Raw genomic sequence first — 15,998 nt, forward strand, 5'->3', positions numbered from 1 at the left:
CCGGGCCCCGCATCCCCACGAATGAGGAGTGGCCATCATGGCAGAGCCCAACAGCAACGGCGATGACCTGGAGCCGATCGTGCCGGCGCCGCGGGCTGGCGAAGCGGACTACTTCGAGCCGCGCGGCGAGCAGCTGGCCATCGAGGTCGGCCGGGAAGACGGGCCGCCCGTCGACCCGCCGCCCACGTCGACCACATTCGCCGACATCACCAGCCGCTACCAGGGCGACCGCAAGCCGATCGTGCCGGCATCGCTGCGGTCCAAGGCTGGCCGGCACGCCCTCATGGTGGAGGCGGTGTCGTTCGTGACGTACTCGGCGGCCATCCACATCACCCGGTCACCGAAGTACGCGGCCAAGACCGCCTGGTATGCGCCGTTCGGCCTGTTCCGGCTCACCGGCAAGGGCATCCACTGGTGCCTTGACCTGGAGGGTTTCGGCATCCGGCAGAACGCCGCGAACCGCAACGACGTCGGCGACTACCTGGCCCTGTCGCGGCAGCGTGACCGCCGGGTCGGCGCCCGCGCCTGGCTGGCCGTGCCGGTGGTGCTGCTGCTGGCCGTCGTGGCCGGACTGCTCGTGTTCGTCGCCCCCTGGTGGGCTCAAGCCCTCGCGGCCGCCATCGTGGTGCCGTTCCTGGCGCACGTCGGCCGCCCGATCGACGCGCCGATCCTGGACCGGGTGTTCAACGCTGAGCGGTTCATCCGGCTGACTGCCGGCCTGACCCGGGCCGCGATCCTGGCCTGCTCGGTGAAGGGCGTCAAGGACGCCAAGGACATCAAGTTCGTGCGGGACATCAGCCGTGAGGGGCCCGGACATGAGGCCCTGGTGCTGCTGCCCGCCGGGGTGCTGGCCACCGACGTCATCGACGAGCGGGAGCGGCTCGCCTCCGGCTTCCGGCTGCCGAAGACGCAGGTGTGGCCGGCGACCGTGCCGGGGCAGCACCCGGGCATGCTGTCCATCTGGGTGGCCGACAAGCCGGTCAGCAGTATGAAGGCCCCGGCGTGGCCGCTACTGGAGTCGGGCGAGTTCGACTACTTCACCGGCACGTTCGTCTACGGCCACGACGAGCGGATGCGCCCCATCACGTACTCGCTGGCCGAGAAGAACAGCCTGTTCGCGGGCATCCCCGGGTCGGGCAAGACCCTCGCGGCCCGGGTGGTGCTGCTCGCGGCCATCCTGGACCCGCTGGTCGTGCCGGTCGTGTTCGACTTCAAGGGCTCCGGCGACATCGACTGCCTGGAGCCGCTGTGCCCAGACGGGCTGTACGGCTCGGGCGCCGACGAGGTCACCAAGGCCAACGGCCTCAACGCCCTGGAATGGCTGCTCAGCGAGTGCGACGAGCGCGCCCCGCTGGTGCGAAAGTACGCGGCGCAGGGCATGAACACCGCGAACAAGGTCAACCGGCGGATGGCCGAGCACGACGCCCGGCTCCGTCCCCTGGTGGCGTTCTTCGACGAGCTGCAAGAGCTGCTGACCGACCCGACCCACGGCAAGCGGGCGAAGTTCCTGCTCACGTCCATCGTGAAGCGCGGCCGCGCGCTGGGAATCCACATCGTGTTCGCCACCCAGCGCATCGACAAGGAGTCGGTGCCGCGCGGCATCAGCTCGAACATCGCCCTGCGGACCTGCCTCGCGGTCACCTCTCACACGGAGACAGACCTGGTGCTGGGTACCGGGTCGTACGCCCGAGGTGCCCGCCCGACCGAGTTCGAGCCGGGCGACTCCACCGGCCCGAAGGACTCCGGTTGGGGCTACCGGGCCGGCGCCGGCCCGACCCGCCCGTGCCGGTCGTCGTACGTCGACAACCCCGCCGCCGAGAAGGTCGTCGCTCGGGCGCTCGAGATGCGCCGCGGTGAGCAGCCCGTCGAGGTGCCGCGCATCGCCCTGCGAAACCTGCTCGCCGACGTCCGGCAGGTATGGCACGAGGGCGAAGACGCGTTGTGGTCGGAGCTGATCGTGCCCCGGCTCCAGGCCCTCGACCCCGACGCGTACGCCGACCTGACCGTCGAGGTGTTCGGCGCGTGGATGGCTCGCGCCGGCGTGAAGACCGTGAGCATCGGCCGGCGGATCGAGGGCACGGCGACCACCCGCAAGGGCGTCAAGCTGGCCGCCCTGGACGCCAGGATCGCCGAGAAGTCGGCCGAGACGATCGCCTCCACCGACCTCGCTGAGGTCGAGTCCTGATAGCCCCGGTGGGGTCTAGCGCTAGCCCCTCCGCTAGCCCGTCTGAGCAGCGGAAATGACGCTAGACCCTGCTACCGCCCAAACCCCGATTTCGGCCTGTGGAGGCGTTGTGAGAGGCCCACTGACAGCTAGCGCTATCGCCCTGACCCTCATCGTGATCTACGTCGTGCGGATCGCCCTGTTCCCGCTCAAGGACTGCTGGTGCTGCAAGGGTCAGGGCGTCCACCGGTCCGAGAGCAACCCGAAGCACTCTCGGCGCTGCTGGTGGTGCAAGAACACCGGCAAGCGGTGGCGCATCGGCCGCCGAGTGTGGAACCGGATGAGGCAGAAGCACCGCGACGCCAGCTAAACGCGAAGCAGCCCCCGACCACGATGGTCGGGGGCTGCTTCGTGCTGATCAACGTCGCGCTCGCCCTCTGTGGCGGGCTGTCGCTGATGGCCCTGGCGGCCAGATGCCCTGTTGTCGCTGACGGCACTCGCCCTCGGGGCAGTCGCACCACCAGCCGAGCTCCTCCTGAGGGATCCGGCTGCCGCCGCAGTCATGCTGGCTCAACTTCCACGAGGCGCAGCCCATGCAGCGGGACGGACCTTGCGGCAGGGGCTTCAGCGCACCCAGCCAACAAACCGAACCCACGTCTCACCCGTCAGGGTCACGGGCAGCTCGTTGACCGCAGCGGCGTACACCGCGCCGAGGTACATGGCCAGGCCGACCCGGTCCCGGCCGTACGCCTCGGCCAGGCGCACCTGCGCGGGCGGGCACGGCCAATCCTGCTCGCAGGTGCCGCAGTCCCACTCCGGCCGGAGCGGGGTGTGCTGGCCGCCGAGCCGCCGATCGAGGGCGTCCACCGCCTGCTGTCCTCGGGCGCGCTCCGCTTCCCGGGCCTCGTGCACGGTGGTCGGTGTCTCGGCCATCACCGCATATCCCCGCAGGTACGGGTGACCTGGCCGGGGGTCATCAGCGGAGCGACGGTGGTCATGAGAGTTGGGCCATCCCACGCCGGCGGTGCGGGGGTCTCGGCCGCCCGCTGTGTACCACCGGCAGCCTGGACGGTCTGGTCGAGTTGCGCAGGCCGGCGGCGCCGGCGGAACGGTAGCCACATCGCGGTGCCCTCTCGCCTCAGGGACTGAGGCGGCCGGCCCCTCTCGGCACGGCCGCCCCCGCCCTTCCTGGTGAGGGCCCCTGGAACCGGACGTCACGGGGGAAACAGCCGGTTACCAGGCCCTCACTTCGAGGCTCGCGGGTAGGCGTGCGGCATTCCAGGCACAGACCGTACGATCGAGGTTGATCAGTGACGCGGGTAGCACGGACCGTACTAGTTCGTGTATCCAACCAGGTCAGCCAGCGCGGCCAGATCGTCCGTCATTGCCCGCCGCCGACCTTCGTCGATCGTCTGCACAATGTCCCGGGCGTAACGCTGGTGCCGCAACCATGCCGGCGCGAGCCGACCCAGCTCGGTGAGGATCGCTTCCGACTCCACGAACTGACGGCTAGTGGCGTGCGCCCATGCCACATCGAGGCGGTGCCGCTGCCAACTCGACCCGACCGGCGTAGGCCCCGGCGGCACCGCCTCAGCCAGCGTGAGCACCTGCCCGGGATCGCCGGCCACCGCAGCCGCCTCGACACGGGCCATCTGCACTCGACCCGCGTCGAACCCTCCGACCATCAACAGGTGCTCGCCGCCTGGATCGCGCTCACCGATCCGCACCGCCGCCGCGGCAGCTGCGTTGACCAGCTCGGCCGCGTCGTCGGGCCGATTGTCCCGAGCGTGCGCCGCCGCGGCGCCCATGAGCAGCCAGCCCCACGCGGCGAGTTCGCCAGGAGTCGCGCGGGAGAAGCGCGGTTCCACCTGATCAGCGGTGGTCACCGCGAGTTCAGCGGCCTCGGCCAATCGGCCCTGCCGCATGAGCAGCCAGCAGAGCCCTTGGATGACGGTGGCGGCGACCACCTGGTCGCCGCAGCGACGTGCCGCGCTGAGCGCATCGGTGAGTGCTGTCTGCGCCAGGTCTCCGGCCCGCAGCTGGATGAGTAGGTTCCCGGTCAGGTGGAGGGTACGGGCGAGTAGCGCGTAGGCCGCTGGCTCGGCGTCGCTGTCGGCCAGGTCCACGGCGGCGCGCACGTCGAGCAGCAGCGGCGGCAGGGCGGTGAGCGCGGCGGCGTAGTCGTTGGCCTGGTACGCCCGGTCGGTTGCCCGTAGCCGGGCCCGCAGCGTGTCGACGGGTGGTGGGTCACCGGCGGGCGCGGCCAGCGCGGCGCCGGTGAGCCCGTGCACGGGGGCGACCGCGCGGCGAATCTCGGCGAGGGACAGCGGGCGATGATCCGGCTCGTCCCGGGCGGCGGCCTCGGACGCGTCGCCGATCAACGCGGAGGTATGAACGCCGAGCGCGCGGGCGAACGCGTGGAGAGTGCCGAGGCTAGGTGAACCGGGCCGGTTCTGCTCCAGTTTGCGGACCGTCTCGACACTCAGCCCAGCGCGTTCGGCAAGCTGCTCTTGCTTCAGCTTCGCGGCACGGCGAAGGCGGGCGAGGTTGTCGCCTGTGGTGGGCTTCTTCATCGGGGCTCCCAGGTAGCGGTCTGGGGCGGCCCGCCGACCGCTACAACCGACGGGCCTGCCACTACCGACGATACGCCTGGAAACACGATGAGGCCGGGAGGCGAACGGGGGCCGCCTCCCGGCCTGGGCTTCACGACCCGGTGCCAACCAGGGACGGTCTTCCCGCTGCTCAAGCTAGGTCACACAGTGCGCAATGTGCAAGCAGCGCTTGAGCATGACGGTGGCGGTGTGATCGACTCCCCGTGCCAGCCAGGGAGAGTCACATCAGCATGCCCATACCCATGTCGTCGCGGCAGATCGCCGACGACGTGTCCGACCGTATCCGCGCCGGGGAGTACCCGGCGGGTTCCCGGCTGCCCACCCTGCGGGAGCTGGCCGAGCTGTACTCGGTGAGCGTGTCGACGATCCAGCGCGCCCTGGAGCTGACGCGCGATCGGGGGCTCACGGTTGGGCGGGCGGGCAGTGGCGTCTACGTGGCCGAGGACTAACGCTGTAGCACAGAGCAGAGTATTCGCCTTCCGCCCTTTGTCAGCGACCAGGGTTTATGCAGGTCGCCACAGCGTTAAAGGCGGAGGTACTTCTAATCCCAAGGCCGCAGGTTCGAATCCTGCCGGGCGCACCCCCACCACCGCAGGTCAGCGGCTTGCCGCGCAGGGTCCCGTCGATCACCTCGACCCGTACAGCCATTCATGCAGCTCGGAGATCCGCTACCTAGCCTTGAAGCCGCTGCGCCCAGTACACCTGCCCAGCGGACCCATGTAGACCAAGGCCAGCAGCAGGTTCGATATCGCAACCGGTGCAGTGGCTCCCCTGGCCGCTTTCCGTTGCGCCTCCTCCGGGTACGGGAAGGGTGCGACGAACGTCAGCGGCCACCGAGCAGGAGGTACGGGTGTTGGCCGCCCGGATCCTGTCCGCGGCGAACGCCGACGAGTTGCCCGTTCTGCCCGGCGCCATTCAGGATGCGCTGAAGGGCACCGAGGATGAGCTCCGCGCATTCCTCAAGACGGGCGTACAGAATGCCTGGTCGGTGGCTCTACGGATCACTGTGGTTCGCACGTTGACGGACGCCGGCACCAACGTGGAGGCGGCCGCGCAGAAGGTGCTCGGGGAGGCGACCGTCGATGCCTACCTGGCTTACCTGAATGACGGTCTGTACGCCGCCCGTGAGCTTGACTGCGCGTCTCAGCCCACGCCGACGCCGACGTCTCAGCCCACACCGAGCGCTTCGCCCAGCGCCACGAGCGTCGCACCGACTCCTACCGTCTCCGCCAGCCCGGGCGGGCCCGGCGGCGAGGGTGGCGAGGGCGGTGGGCTGCCCGTGACCGGTGCTGACACCGCGACGGTGGCCGGCATTGGCGGTGTGCTCCTGCTCCTCGGCGGCGCGGGCTACCTGATCGGCCGCCGACGCCGTTCGCGCTTCGTGCCATAGCTCACCTGACGCGCCCGGCTCGATGCGTCGTCGAGCCGGGCGCGTCAACGCCGTGCGTGGCCGTCGCGGATGCGGCGGGGGCAGTCGTGCTGGGCGAACGCGCGCTTGCGGGAGTTCATGGGACGTGCCCGCGTAGCGAGAAGCCACTGCGCTGATGGCGTCGGGCCGTGTCGATGTTCGGCACTCCTCAGGTGATCCTCTTCAGCGAGGACGTCTCCCGCGCCGCCGAGTTCTACGCCGGCCTCGGCTTCACCGAGTCCTTCCGGGTGCGGGACCGCGTGGCGCTCGGCTTCATCGTGGGGGCAGGCCCGCACGGACGGTGTGCTCAGCCCTGCTGGTGACGCTCATTGCGCCGAAGGGCCTCTTCGAGTTGGTCCTCAAGAATGATGATCCGGCAGGCCGAGGCCATGTCGGTGCCCTGGTCGCACATCTCCCGAGCCCTCGCGGCAAGGCGCAGTTGGTAGCGGGAGTAACGGCGGTGCCCCCCACTGGAGCGCTGCGGGTCGATCAGTTTCGCCTCGCCGAGCCGGCGTAGAAAATCCTGCGAGCAGCCAAGGATCTCGGCGGCACGGCCCATCGTGTAGGCGGGGTAGTCCTCATCGTCGAGCATGTCGTCGGGTTGAGCCATGGAACCTCCATCACGAGGGCCCCGGTGCTCGGAAGCACCGGGGCCCAAGGGTTGTGGGTCAGGAACACCATCTACCGACAGAACGTCGGCTTGTCTTGTCCGCACCAGCCGTCAGGGACGGCTTCGGGTGCGAGGATCGCATAAGCGTGACCGGAGACCACCTCTCGTTCGAGGGAAACTGCGGTGTCCGCGCCCAGCCCACGATTGCGACTGGCAGCGGGCGATCCAACGGTGTAATGCCCTCCCTTGCCTCTGATTTCCTCTGTCGTACTCCGTGCTATCCGTCGGTGTCCGAGCCCCACGCGACTTCATGGCCCCAACACGTACGACGAACTCTCCTCACCTCGGGTGAAGCCCTGAACAAGCGTTGGCCCCACCCGCTGTCACACGCGTACTGCCTAACTGCGGCACATGTCTGCCGCCGAACCGAGCAGGACTTGCAAGATCCCTGCCCCACTCCTTCGCCCTCGTGCGGGGCGGCAACGTCAGCGTCTTTGTTTGCTCTGCTCTCGACCACAGGAACGTTAGTTGGCGACGGCGCGAATGTCTAGCGCTTCGCGCATAGATTTTCTCCGAGGACGGAGTAAGTCCTGCCGGTGCCAAGGCCAGCGGGCGCGGTGATCCTCTGGACCCACGACACCGCCGCCGCGTGCGCCGCACTCCCGGCCTGCGGCGCACAAAGTGCCCGGTGGGTGTCTACGGAGCGGCCGGCCTGAGGCGTTAATAGGGCGTGACGTTCGAGGAGTACGCGTTCGCTCGCACTTCGGCGCTGGTGCGGCTCGCCCGGCTGCTGACCGGTGACGAGCACCGAGCCGAGGATCTGGTTCAGGATGTCCTCGCGCGGGCGTACGCCCGGTGGGGTCGCATCTCACGGACGGACCGTCCTGATGCCTACGTCCGGCGCATGCTCGTCAACACCCACAACTCGTGGTGGCGTCGGCTCAGCAGCCGCGAGATCTCGGTTGCCGCGGTGCTCGATCGGGCGGGCGACGTGGACGAGGCCGCCGGGGTCGCCGAGCGCGACGCACTGTGGCGGCTGGTCTGTGATCTGCCGGCGCGTCAGCGCACCGTGATCGTTCTGCGCTACTACGAGGATCTCGACGACACCTCGATCGCCGAGATCCTCGCCTGTTCGACAGGCACGGTACGCACACACGCGAGGCGGGCCCTGGCGACGTTGCGTCAGCGGCAGGTTGCAGCTACCCACGCATGGGCAGGAGAGCTCTGATGTTCAGTGACCTCGACGAGCAGCTCGCCACCACGCTCAAGCGTCGGGCGGGCGGCGACATCGATCCGACGCCGATCGTGCAACGGGCCCGTCATCGTGGCCGGCGGTTGCGACTGCGGCGACGAGGACTGATCGCCGCCGGTGTGGCGACGGCGTGTGCCGCTCTCACCTCGGTGGTGCTGGTGTTTCCGGGCGGCGGAACCACCGATGACCCGATCATGCCGGCCGCGGCGTTGATGCTGCCGGAGGCACAGAGCGGTGGGACCGTACGCCCCGAGGAGGTCGGTGCCGATCCCGCGACTGTGCACTTCTCGACCGAGACGCTGGTGAGCGATGCCAGTTCCGCGTCGTGGCGCACCGGGCGCGGCATCGAGAGCGTCGAGTTTCGCGGCCCGACCGGTCAGGCTCGTTTCGTGTTGGCGCGTACCGAAGATTTGCTGGACGGGCTCCAGCAGACGTTGTCCTCGCAGGGGCAACCGCAGGGACGGACCGAGGTGCGGGTCGGCGACCGCCCCGGGGTCGCCTGGTTCGATCCGTCCGGCGACCGGAAGCTGTGGTTCGTCCGCTGGCAACCCGCCGACGGGCTCTGGGCCCAGTTGGAGATCTACGCGACCACCCGGGACGAGGCGGCCGGTACGGCGAGCCGGGTCCGGTTCGATGGCGCCCACCGCTGTGTCGTGCCGTTCCGCCTGGAGTCGCTGCCGCCCGACGGACGGCTGCTGGAGTGCTCGGTCACGCTCGGCCGGTCGGCGCGGGACTCCTTCGTCGAGGGCTCTCTGGTGGTCGGTGACGCATCCGGTCGTTGGCTGACCGTTCGGGCGCAACTCGCCCCGGCCGGCGACGACGCCCGCCGCGGAGACCTTGTCGCGGGCCCCTACCGGGTCCGCCGACAAGGCAGGGACGTGCTGGAGATGGTGGTCAGGCCCTGCCACGTCGAGGCGTTCCGCAAGGGTCGGGGGAACGGCTACACCGAGGCGGAGGGCTTGGCGATCCTCGGCGGGTACCAGCCGGCCCGCGATCTCGACCGCCCGGACACCTGGTGACACCGCCCCCTGGCGAGGGTGTGGTGCACGAGCTGCGGATCACCCGAGCCGCGCGGCTGGCCCGCCGTCTTGTTCGGGGCCGAGGAGCAGACGCTCCACCCCGGTGATCCGCAGCACCCGCTGGGTGATTCCCCCGGCGCCTCGGATCGAGAAGCGGGAGCCGACCTGGTCCGCCCGGTCTCGCGCCAGCAGAAGTACGCGCACGCCCGCGGCGCTGAGGAAACCGACGCCGGTCAGGTCGCAACAGACTTCGGGATGGCTGTCGATCGCGTTCATCAGCGCCGTGGCCAGGCGTGGCGCCGTGTCCATGTCGACGTACCCCACCGGGGCGACGACCATCCGGTCGGACGAGATGGTCGCGGACAGGTTCGTGGGCTCGGTGTAGCGGGTCACCTGGAACGACGGCCCGGAGGAGTCGAGGTCGAGGCGGCCATCCCGCTTGCTGCTGGCGAGCGCCGCTGGCGTGACCTGCCCGAGGCTGACTGCCGTCGGGATGCCGTCGAAGCCGCTCGGGAAAGACCAGGAACGCTCATTCATGGGAGCACACGCCTCCTGTTGAAATCCGTAACAGGATTGGCGCGTGGCTTGACCAACCTCGACGATAACCGCCTGAGTAGTCGGCCGCCACTCGGTCGCGTCGGCTCTGGCCGACCTCAGTCGGCGCTGCGCTGGCGGACCGTCAACTCCCGAACGCACAGCAGACTGTTGCCGAACGCCTACGGTAGGTTGCCGGACGCACCGCGATCACGCTTGAGACTCGGCGTCCGGGTGGTCCGTTCCACAAGGGCGGCAGCGACCTCCCGCAGCTTGCGGTTGGAGTCCTGGGAAACCTTCGCGAGGACGGCGAACGCCTCGTCGGGGGTGCAGCGGCGCTCGCCCATGATGATGCCCTTGGCCTGCTCGATGACGGCCCGGCTCTCCATGGCCGACTGCATCTGTGCGGCAAGGGTGGCGGTGGTGTCGTACAGGTGGGCGTTGGCGAGGGCGATGGCGGCGTATCCCGCGAACGTCTCCGCGAGGGCGACCGCGTCGTCGTCGAAGGCACCCGCCTCGGCCCCGTAGATGTTCAGCGCACCGAGCACGGACTCCTGGATCGGGAACCCGATCGACAGTGAGCTGTGAGCTCCGCCCTGCGCGGCTTCGGCCGCCCACCGCGGCCAGCGGACCTCGTCGGACATGTCGGGGACGGACACGACGGCGGAGTCTCTGGCCGCCTCCAGACACGGACCCTCACCATGCTCGTACTGCAGTTCGTCGAGTCGCAGCGCCATGTCACCGCTGAACGCGGCGGTGTGCGCACCCTCCTGCTTCAGCAACGTCACCGACACCTCCACGGCACCGGGGATCGTCCGTCGCGCCAACTCGGAGACCTGGGTCAACACTCCAGACAGGTCGGTTTCGCCGAGCTTGATCTGGCCGAGTTCGGAGATCGCCGCATTGGGGTCAATGGGCTGCTGTGCCATGACTTCAAGGTCCTCGTGCCCGGGGCGCGTACCGGTTGCAGGGAGGCGACGGCAGCGCGCGTGGTGATAGCGCACCGCGAGCACGGGGCGCCGCACGGACTCGCCAACCGAGCCCGGGCGCCCGCTGCTGGACGCTGACTGACCGACGCCCACGCGTCGGCTGCGGCGACAACTATACGACGCGGAGTGGAACGTCCCCGAAGCAGCCGGATCGGCTCGGGCGCACTCGTTTGACCCCCCGGCCGGCGGGGCATCGTGCTCAGACAGCGCGTACACCACGCCCCGGCTCGGAATGTGCCGATGTCAGCTCAGAAGCGCACGAGCCGGGCCTCGACCGCACCCGACAGCGGAGGTGGGAGGCACCGATGCCAGCAGGATCAAGCCCGAAGAGAGAACGACAGTACGAGCACATCAAGGAGAGCGCGCAACAGCGGGGCGCCTCCTCAGGGCGGGCCAAGGAAATCGCGGCCCGCACTGTCAACAAGGAACGGGCCCGCTCGGGTGAGTCCCGAACGGCGAGCCGGTCCTCCCGCAACGACGTGTCGTCCGGGCACCGTGGCGGTAAGCGCTCCCACAGCGGCGCACAGGGTCGCACCAAGGAGCAGCTGTACAACGAGGCGAAGCAACGCGGCATCAAGGGCCGCTCGTCGATGTCGAAGAGCGAGCTGGAGCGGGCCCTGTCGAAGTAGCTACCGGTGGTTCCCCGCCCCGACAGGGCGGCGTCGTGGACCCGCCGAGCCGGCTCAGACGGGCCCCAGCAGGGCGACGAGCGCGTCGTCGCCCTGGCCGAGCTGCGCAGCGCCGCTCGCTGGCGCGACCAGGAATCGGCGGCAGCCGTCGAGTTCCACGTACCGGTCGGGGCCCGTACCTTCGAGCGGGCGTAGCACAGCGAAGCGGGTCGCTGGGGTGGCACAGTCGACCACTGCCCGGCGGTTGGACAGCGCCCGGAGCACGCCCGCCTGGCGCTCGGTTGGCAGCGGACCGCCGTACACGAAGTCGCCCGCTGGTTTCTCGCCTTCCTGGAGCGACGCGGGCACCTGGTAGACGCAGAGGCGCAGCCGCCCGGCGGCCGGCGGTAGCCCCGGCCCGGGCGGCGCGGGGCTACCGTTGCGGGTCCGCACCCACACCATGTCCGTCCACTGCTGCGCGCATCCGGCGGTCTCGGCCGCCGCGGATTCGATCTGCCGGATGGTACGGGTGTCCACTGTGGTCCACTGCGGCCCAGCCAACGCGGCGATCACCTCGGCGCGAGGCTTGCCGCAGGAGTCCGTCGGGATGTGCGGCCGCAGCCAGCGCCCCCGGTCGTCCACCAGGGCCAACCACGGCGGGATGACCATCTCGAGGGTGCAGGCGACCTCACCGCCGGTCTGCTCGCTGGGCAGACGCAGCGCGGTGAGCAGCGGTGCGATCTGCTCGGCGCGTCGCTCGGTGGCGATCTGCTCCTGGCCGCCGTTGGGGCCCGGCCGGATCTCCCGCCCGCAGATCACGGCAGCGACCGCTGTGAATGCGCTGTCGATGCGACCGATCGTCGGCTCTTTCACTGCCGGCGGAGGCGTCTCCGTGGTCGGCACCGTGATCACCTCGCCGGCCCGGGGTGCCGCCTTGGCGCAGGAGGTCCACCCGTCGACGATCTGGGCCGGACCAGGCTCCCTCGGATCGCTCGGCCCGATCACCGTGCCACCGCAGCCACCCAGCGCCATGCCGAGCAGTGCCACCGCCAGTACCGTCCGGGACGAGCGCATCCGGCTCACCACCCTTCCACCCGAGGATGAGACGGACGACAGACGCGTCCGGTTCCGGCCGGCCGGCCGGCCCGCGGCGTGACGAGGGTGACCGGCGCGGACGTCGCCGGCCGGGCCCGGGGCGTCCGCCGACAGAATGGCCGAATGGCACATCTGGGACTTGTCACGCTGCTGGTCAGGGAGTACGACGAGGCGATCGACTTCTACGTCGGCGCCCTCGGTTTCGAGCTGGTGGAGGACACCGCGCGACCCGACGGCTCACGCTGGGTGGTGGTCCGCCCGGCGGGGGCCCGGGAGACGGCAGTGCTGCTGGCCCGGCCGAGCAGCGCCGAGCAGCAGGCTCGGATCGGCGACCAGACCGGCGGCCGGGTCGGGCTGTTCCTCCATACGGAGGATTTCGCCCGGGACCACGCTCGGATGGTGGCGGCCGGCGTGCGCTTTCTGGAGGAACCGCGGCATGAGGCGTACGGTTCGGTAGCGGTGTTCATCGATATCTACGGCAACCGCTGGGATCTCCTTCAGCCCCGCAGCACAGAGTGACACATTAGCGACACTCCGCACACATAGGATCACCCCGTCACGGTCCGCCATGCTATTGTCCGATGTCGATCTACGCCGTGTGGACCCGGACCGGGTCGTTGTCGGAAGGACACTTCCCGATGCCGGCCGTTGCCACCCCAACCGTGCCGCCGCCCACGCTGGACAACCCGGCCGGCGGAGCCCTGGGCCTCATCTTCACCACGCTCCCAGCGCTGCTCCGGCTGAGCTGCGGGGTGTTCGGCGCGGCGGTGGCCGTGTCGGTGCAGACCCCGCCGGTGCGGCAGGCGGTGTTGCTGCCCGCTGTGGCAGTGCTGACCGGCTGGTCCCTCTGGTACGCGCACCGCGCGTTGCGCCACGGCATCGGCGCCGGCCTCGTCGGCGGTGACGTGGCGGTCACCGCGCTGACCTGCCTGCTCATCCCGGTGTTGGTGGCGCCCGAGGTACTGCCCGGCGAGGGCAGTTGGATCGCCGTGCTGGCCAGCACCACGGTGATCAACACGCAGGCCACGACCTCGGCCCGCTGGTCGATCCCGGCCGGGCTGCTCGTGATAGCCACCTACGTGACAGGGGCGCAGGCCGCCGGCAACCCCACCGAAGCCAGGGCACACGCGGCCACGCTACTGGCGCAGACCGCCTGCACGGCGATGATGGCGGCGGTCATGCGCCGACGCATCGGCCGGGCGGACCGCGCCTTCGTCGAACACCAGCGGATGACCCGGGAGGCGTTGGTCGCGCGCGCCGCCCGCGAGGCCGAACGCCAACAGAACCGCGACCTGCACGACACAGTGCTCGGGACGCTGACCATGGTGGGGCTGGGCGCGGTGGCCGGGCCCTCGGCCGTCTTCCGGGACCGTTGCGCGGCCGACCTGCGTACCCTCGTCTCGCTCACCGACGTCGGCCCGGTGGCCGGCGACGGCCCGGTGCCACTCGACGGGCGGTTGCGGTTGGTGGTCGGCCGGCTGCCCGAGCTCGCGGTACGGCTGGACCTGGCGTCCTGCGCCGTCCCGGTCGGCGTGGCCGACGCGATCAGCGAGAGCGCCTACGCGGCGTTGTCCAACGTGGTCCGCCACGCGCCGGGCGCCGGGGCCACGCTGCGGCTGACCCGCGACGCGATCGGCGTCGTGATCGAGGTCGCCGACGACGGCCCCGGCTTCGACCTGGCCACCGTCCCACCGCACCGGTACGGGTTGCGCGAGTCGATCCGCGGCCGGATGGCGACCGTCGGTGGCCGGGCCGACGTGCACTCGGCCGTCGGCGCGGGCACCCGGATTCGGCTGGAGTGGCCCGGTGTCGGCTGACCTGAACGCCCCGGCGCACCCCACCGACGCGCCGGAGGCACCGGACCGGACCAGCGTTCCGACGCCCCGTGAGCCGGACTCCCCCGCGACGCTCGCCGCACCGGCCGCCGTGGCGCACGCGTCCGACAGGGGTGCCCGGATCGCCGCCGTCGCCATCGCGTTGGCCTGGCACGTCGCGATCGCGCTGCCGGCGGTGCTGTCCGCCCGCGCGGAGTTCGCCGCGCCGGCGGTGGTGCTCGGCGCCTGGATCCTGGTCGCCGTGACCGGCGCGGTGGCCGGGGTACGGCTGCTGCACGGTTCGCCACTGCCGCCGTGGCCGCTGGCCGGGCTGCTGCTGGTCGTCGACGCGGCAGTCTTCGCCGCGGCCGGTGAGCGGCAGTTGTTCACCGCCGCCAACTGGGTGTGGGGCACGCTCGGCTGGTTCTTCGTGCTGGCGGTGTGGGGTCGGCGCGTCGTGGGGCTGATCGCGCTCCTCGGCACGCACGCGTTGATCGCCCTGGTCGCCGTGCTCGTGCACGGCCCCGATCCGGCGGACGTGGCCCGTTACGTGATGTACGTCTACGGCACGTTCTCCCTGCCGGTGGCGGTCTTCGTGGGCAGCACCGTCATCGTCGGCCTGGCTCGGGAACGGGCCGCCGTCTCGGCCGCCGGTCACGCCATGGCCGCGGAGCGGGATGCCGCCGAGCGGGGCCTTCGGGAGCGCCGGGACCGGCTCGCTCTGGTCAGCTCGGCGGCCGGGCGGGTCCTCGGGGACCTGGCCGCCGGCCAGGCCGACCCGGACGACCCGGAGGTGCAGCGCCGGTGCATGCTGGCCGCCGCCCGGCTGCGCCGGCTGATCGCCGAGTCCGACGATGTGCCCGACCCGCTGTTGCACGAGTTACGAGCCGCCGCCGACCTGGCGGAACGCAACGGCCTACCGATCGACCTGGTCACCATCGGCACCCCGCCGCCGCTGCCGGTGGAGGTCCGCCGTCGGCTGGCCGACCCGCTCACCGGCACCCTCGCCGACGCCCGGGGATGGGCGCGGCTGACAGTGGTCTCCGGCTCGGACGAGGTGGTGGTCAGCCTGGTCACCCCGGATCGGGATGGGCCGGAGTCGACCGGCCCACCCCCAGGGGAGCACGACGACGGGCCGGTGCAGCACCTCTACGAACGGGACGGGAACATCAGATGGGCGCAGACCCGGTGGCGGCGGTGACCGGCGATCGACCGGTCGGGGTGGCGATCGTCGACGACCATCCCGTGGTCGTCGAGGGGGTCCGCGCCTGGCTCGCCACCGAGCCTCGTCTGACGGTGCTCGCCACCGGCGACGACCCGGACGCGGTGCTGCGGGCGGCGCCGGACGCCGACGTCGTCCTGCTCGATCTGCGGCTGCACGGGCGGATGGCATTGGACAAGTTGGCCGAGCTGAGCGCCGCCGGCCGGCGGGTGGTGGTCTATTCGGAGCACACCGACCCGCAGACGATGCTCGCCGCGCTGGACGCCGGGGCGGTGGCGTTCCTGGCCAAGCACGAGGGCCGGGAACACTGCGTGGAAACGGTGCTGGCCGCCGCGAGCGACCGCCCGTACGTGCCGCCGGCGCTGGCGGGTGCGATGGTCGGCGACCCACGGCCGGACCGGCCGATGTTGTCCGACAAGGAGCGTGAGGCGCTGCTGCTCTGGTTCCAGTCGATGTCCAAGGCGTCGGTGGCCCGGCGGATGCAGATCAGCGAGCACACAGTGAAGCAGTACGTCGACCGGGCGCGGATCAAGTACACCCGGGCGGGGCGGCCAGCCGCCACAAAGGCGGCACTACTCGCCCGTGCGATCGAGGACGGTCTCGTCCGCCCGGAGGAGATCGGCATCTACCGGTCACAGGCGACACACGACCGGCCGACCCCCTAACAGGCG

General features: G+C 70.7%; 18 protein-coding genes. 12 read left to right on the plus strand and 6 right to left on the minus strand.

All coding sequences use genetic code 11. The annotated features are described in order from the left end of the window. The first annotated feature begins 37 nt into the window (after positions 1–37). Positions 38–2,185, plus strand: a complete 2,148-nt coding sequence (locus OHB44_RS28110; RefSeq protein WP_330438841.1) for an FtsK/SpoIIIE domain-containing protein — start codon at positions 38–40, stop codon at positions 2,183–2,185. Positions 2,186–2,339: 154 nt separating this feature from the next. Beyond that, a complete protein-coding gene (locus OHB44_RS28115; protein WP_330438842.1) occupies positions 2,340–2,534 on the plus strand; it encodes a hypothetical protein in 195 nt (64 codons plus the stop codon). Positions 2,535–2,788: 254 nt separating this feature from the next. Here the strand turns inward: OHB44_RS28115 and OHB44_RS28120 are convergent, their stop codons facing one another. After that, positions 2,789–3,097, minus strand: a complete 309-nt coding sequence (locus OHB44_RS28120) for a hypothetical protein (RefSeq protein ID WP_330438843.1) — start codon at positions 3,095–3,097, stop codon at positions 2,789–2,791. 401 nt (positions 3,098–3,498) lie between these two features. Continuing rightward, positions 3,499–4,737, minus strand: coding sequence for a helix-turn-helix domain-containing protein (locus tag OHB44_RS28125; RefSeq protein WP_330438844.1), 1,239 nt, complete (start codon positions 4,735–4,737; stop codon positions 3,499–3,501). Between the two features lie 269 nt (positions 4,738–5,006). On the opposite strand from OHB44_RS28125, the gene OHB44_RS28130 reads away from it, so the two are divergent. The 3 genes from OHB44_RS28130 to OHB44_RS28140 all read left to right on the plus strand — a co-directional run bounded on the left by OHB44_RS28130 (position 5,007) and on the right by OHB44_RS28140 (position 6,507). Next, positions 5,007–5,225 (plus strand): winged helix-turn-helix domain-containing protein, encoded by a 219-nt coding sequence (locus OHB44_RS28130; RefSeq protein ID WP_330438845.1) that lies wholly within the window; start codon positions 5,007–5,009, stop codon positions 5,223–5,225. A 362-nt stretch (positions 5,226–5,587) separates the two neighbouring features. Further along, positions 5,588–6,166 (plus strand): LPXTG cell wall anchor domain-containing protein, encoded by a 579-nt coding sequence (locus tag OHB44_RS28135; RefSeq protein WP_330438846.1) that lies wholly within the window; start codon positions 5,588–5,590, stop codon positions 6,164–6,166. 167 nt (positions 6,167–6,333) lie between these two features. Then, entirely contained in the window at positions 6,334–6,507 is a 174-nt protein-coding gene (locus OHB44_RS28140) for a hypothetical protein (protein ID WP_266304590.1), read from the plus strand. Here the strand turns inward: OHB44_RS28140 and OHB44_RS28145 are convergent. Beyond that, positions 6,492–6,794 carry a MerR family transcriptional regulator gene (locus OHB44_RS28145; protein ID WP_238678144.1) on the minus strand — a complete coding sequence of 101 codons (303 nt, stop codon included), beginning with the start codon at positions 6,792–6,794 and terminating at the stop codon, positions 6,492–6,494. The two genes, OHB44_RS28140 and OHB44_RS28145, sit on opposite strands and share 16 nt — an antisense overlap. Before the next feature lie 730 nt (positions 6,795–7,524). Here OHB44_RS28145 and OHB44_RS28150 point away from each other — a divergent pair. Together OHB44_RS28150 and OHB44_RS28155 are read left to right on the plus strand one after the other, a co-directional pair. Further along, entirely contained in the window at positions 7,525–8,022 is a 498-nt protein-coding gene (locus OHB44_RS28150) for a SigE family RNA polymerase sigma factor (RefSeq protein ID WP_238685479.1), read from the plus strand. Then, positions 8,022–9,065, plus strand: coding sequence for a hypothetical protein (locus tag OHB44_RS28155; protein ID WP_238685480.1), 1,044 nt, complete (start codon positions 8,022–8,024; stop codon positions 9,063–9,065). Before OHB44_RS28150 ends, OHB44_RS28155 begins: the two co-directional genes overlap by 1 nt. 39 nt (positions 9,066–9,104) lie before the next feature. Here the strand turns inward: OHB44_RS28155 and OHB44_RS28160 are convergent, their stop codons facing one another. Continuing rightward, entirely contained in the window at positions 9,105–9,602 is a 498-nt protein-coding gene (locus tag OHB44_RS28160; RefSeq protein ID WP_330438847.1) for an STAS domain-containing protein, read from the minus strand. A 179-nt stretch (positions 9,603–9,781) separates the two neighbouring features. After that, positions 9,782–10,528, minus strand: a complete 747-nt coding sequence (locus tag OHB44_RS28165) for a GAF and ANTAR domain-containing protein (protein ID WP_238685482.1) — start codon at positions 10,526–10,528, stop codon at positions 9,782–9,784. A gap of 365 nt (positions 10,529–10,893) precedes the next feature. Between OHB44_RS28165 and OHB44_RS28170 the strand changes: the two genes are divergently transcribed. After that, entirely contained in the window at positions 10,894–11,217 is a 324-nt protein-coding gene (locus tag OHB44_RS28170) for a plasmid stabilization protein (RefSeq protein ID WP_091405580.1), read from the plus strand. Positions 11,218–11,271: 54 nt separating this feature from the next. Here OHB44_RS28170 and OHB44_RS28175 read toward each other — a convergent pair whose 3' ends face one another. Beyond that, the gene (locus OHB44_RS28175) at positions 11,272–12,270 is read right to left on the minus strand and encodes a hypothetical protein (protein ID WP_238685484.1); all 999 of its coding nucleotides are present in this window, start codon (positions 12,268–12,270) and stop codon (positions 11,272–11,274) included. Positions 12,271–12,414: 144 nt separating this feature from the next. Here OHB44_RS28175 and OHB44_RS28180 point away from each other — a divergent pair, with 144 nt between their 5' ends. The 4 genes from OHB44_RS28180 (at position 12,415) to OHB44_RS28195 (ending at position 15,992) form a co-directional block, all read left to right on the plus strand. Further along, positions 12,415–12,810 carry a VOC family protein gene (locus OHB44_RS28180; protein WP_238685485.1) on the plus strand — a complete coding sequence of 132 codons (396 nt, stop codon included), beginning with the start codon at positions 12,415–12,417 and terminating at the stop codon, positions 12,808–12,810. A gap of 119 nt (positions 12,811–12,929) precedes the next feature. Then, entirely contained in the window at positions 12,930–14,108 is a 1,179-nt protein-coding gene (locus tag OHB44_RS28185) for a sensor histidine kinase (protein WP_238685486.1), read from the plus strand. After that, a complete protein-coding gene (locus tag OHB44_RS28190; RefSeq protein WP_238685487.1) occupies positions 14,098–15,306 on the plus strand; it encodes a hypothetical protein in 1,209 nt (402 codons plus the stop codon). Before OHB44_RS28185 ends, OHB44_RS28190 begins: the two co-directional genes overlap by 11 nt. Next, positions 15,279–15,992 (plus strand): response regulator transcription factor, encoded by a 714-nt coding sequence (locus OHB44_RS28195; RefSeq protein ID WP_238678153.1) that lies wholly within the window; start codon positions 15,279–15,281, stop codon positions 15,990–15,992. Before OHB44_RS28190 ends, OHB44_RS28195 begins: the two co-directional genes overlap by 28 nt. Positions 15,993–15,998: the final 6 nt, after the last annotated feature.

The sequence above is a fragment of the Micromonospora sp. NBC_00821 genome (assembly GCF_036347035.1).
Classification (GTDB): domain Bacteria; phylum Actinomycetota; class Actinomycetes; order Mycobacteriales; family Micromonosporaceae; genus Micromonospora; species Micromonospora hortensis.

Coding starts and splice junctions, on each gene's coding strand:
- OHB44_RS28110 (WP_330438841.1), top strand. CDS start 38: ATGGCAGAGCCCAACAGCAACGGCGATGACCTGGAGCCGATCGTGCCG.
- OHB44_RS28120 (WP_330438843.1), bottom strand. CDS start 3,097: ATGGCCGAGACACCGACCACCGTGCACGAGGCCCGGGAAGCGGAGCGC.
- OHB44_RS28125 (WP_330438844.1), bottom strand. CDS start 4,737: ATGAAGAAGCCCACCACAGGCGACAACCTCGCCCGCCTTCGCCGTGCC.
- OHB44_RS28130 (WP_330438845.1), top strand. CDS start 5,007: ATGCCCATACCCATGTCGTCGCGGCAGATCGCCGACGACGTGTCCGAC.
- OHB44_RS28145 (WP_238678144.1), bottom strand. CDS start 6,794: ATGGCTCAACCCGACGACATGCTCGACGATGAGGACTACCCCGCCTAC.
- OHB44_RS28155 (WP_238685480.1), top strand. CDS start 8,022: ATGTTCAGTGACCTCGACGAGCAGCTCGCCACCACGCTCAAGCGTCGG.
- OHB44_RS28160 (WP_330438847.1), bottom strand. CDS start 9,602: ATGAATGAGCGTTCCTGGTCTTTCCCGAGCGGCTTCGACGGCATCCCG.
- OHB44_RS28165 (WP_238685482.1), bottom strand. CDS start 10,528: ATGGCACAGCAGCCCATTGACCCCAATGCGGCGATCTCCGAACTCGGC.
- OHB44_RS28170 (WP_091405580.1), top strand. CDS start 10,894: ATGCCAGCAGGATCAAGCCCGAAGAGAGAACGACAGTACGAGCACATC.
- OHB44_RS28175 (WP_238685484.1), bottom strand. CDS start 12,270: ATGCGCTCGTCCCGGACGGTACTGGCGGTGGCACTGCTCGGCATGGCG.
- OHB44_RS28180 (WP_238685485.1), top strand. CDS start 12,415: ATGGCACATCTGGGACTTGTCACGCTGCTGGTCAGGGAGTACGACGAG.
- OHB44_RS28185 (WP_238685486.1), top strand. CDS start 12,930: ATGCCGGCCGTTGCCACCCCAACCGTGCCGCCGCCCACGCTGGACAAC.
- OHB44_RS28195 (WP_238678153.1), top strand. CDS start 15,279: ATGGGCGCAGACCCGGTGGCGGCGGTGACCGGCGATCGACCGGTCGGG.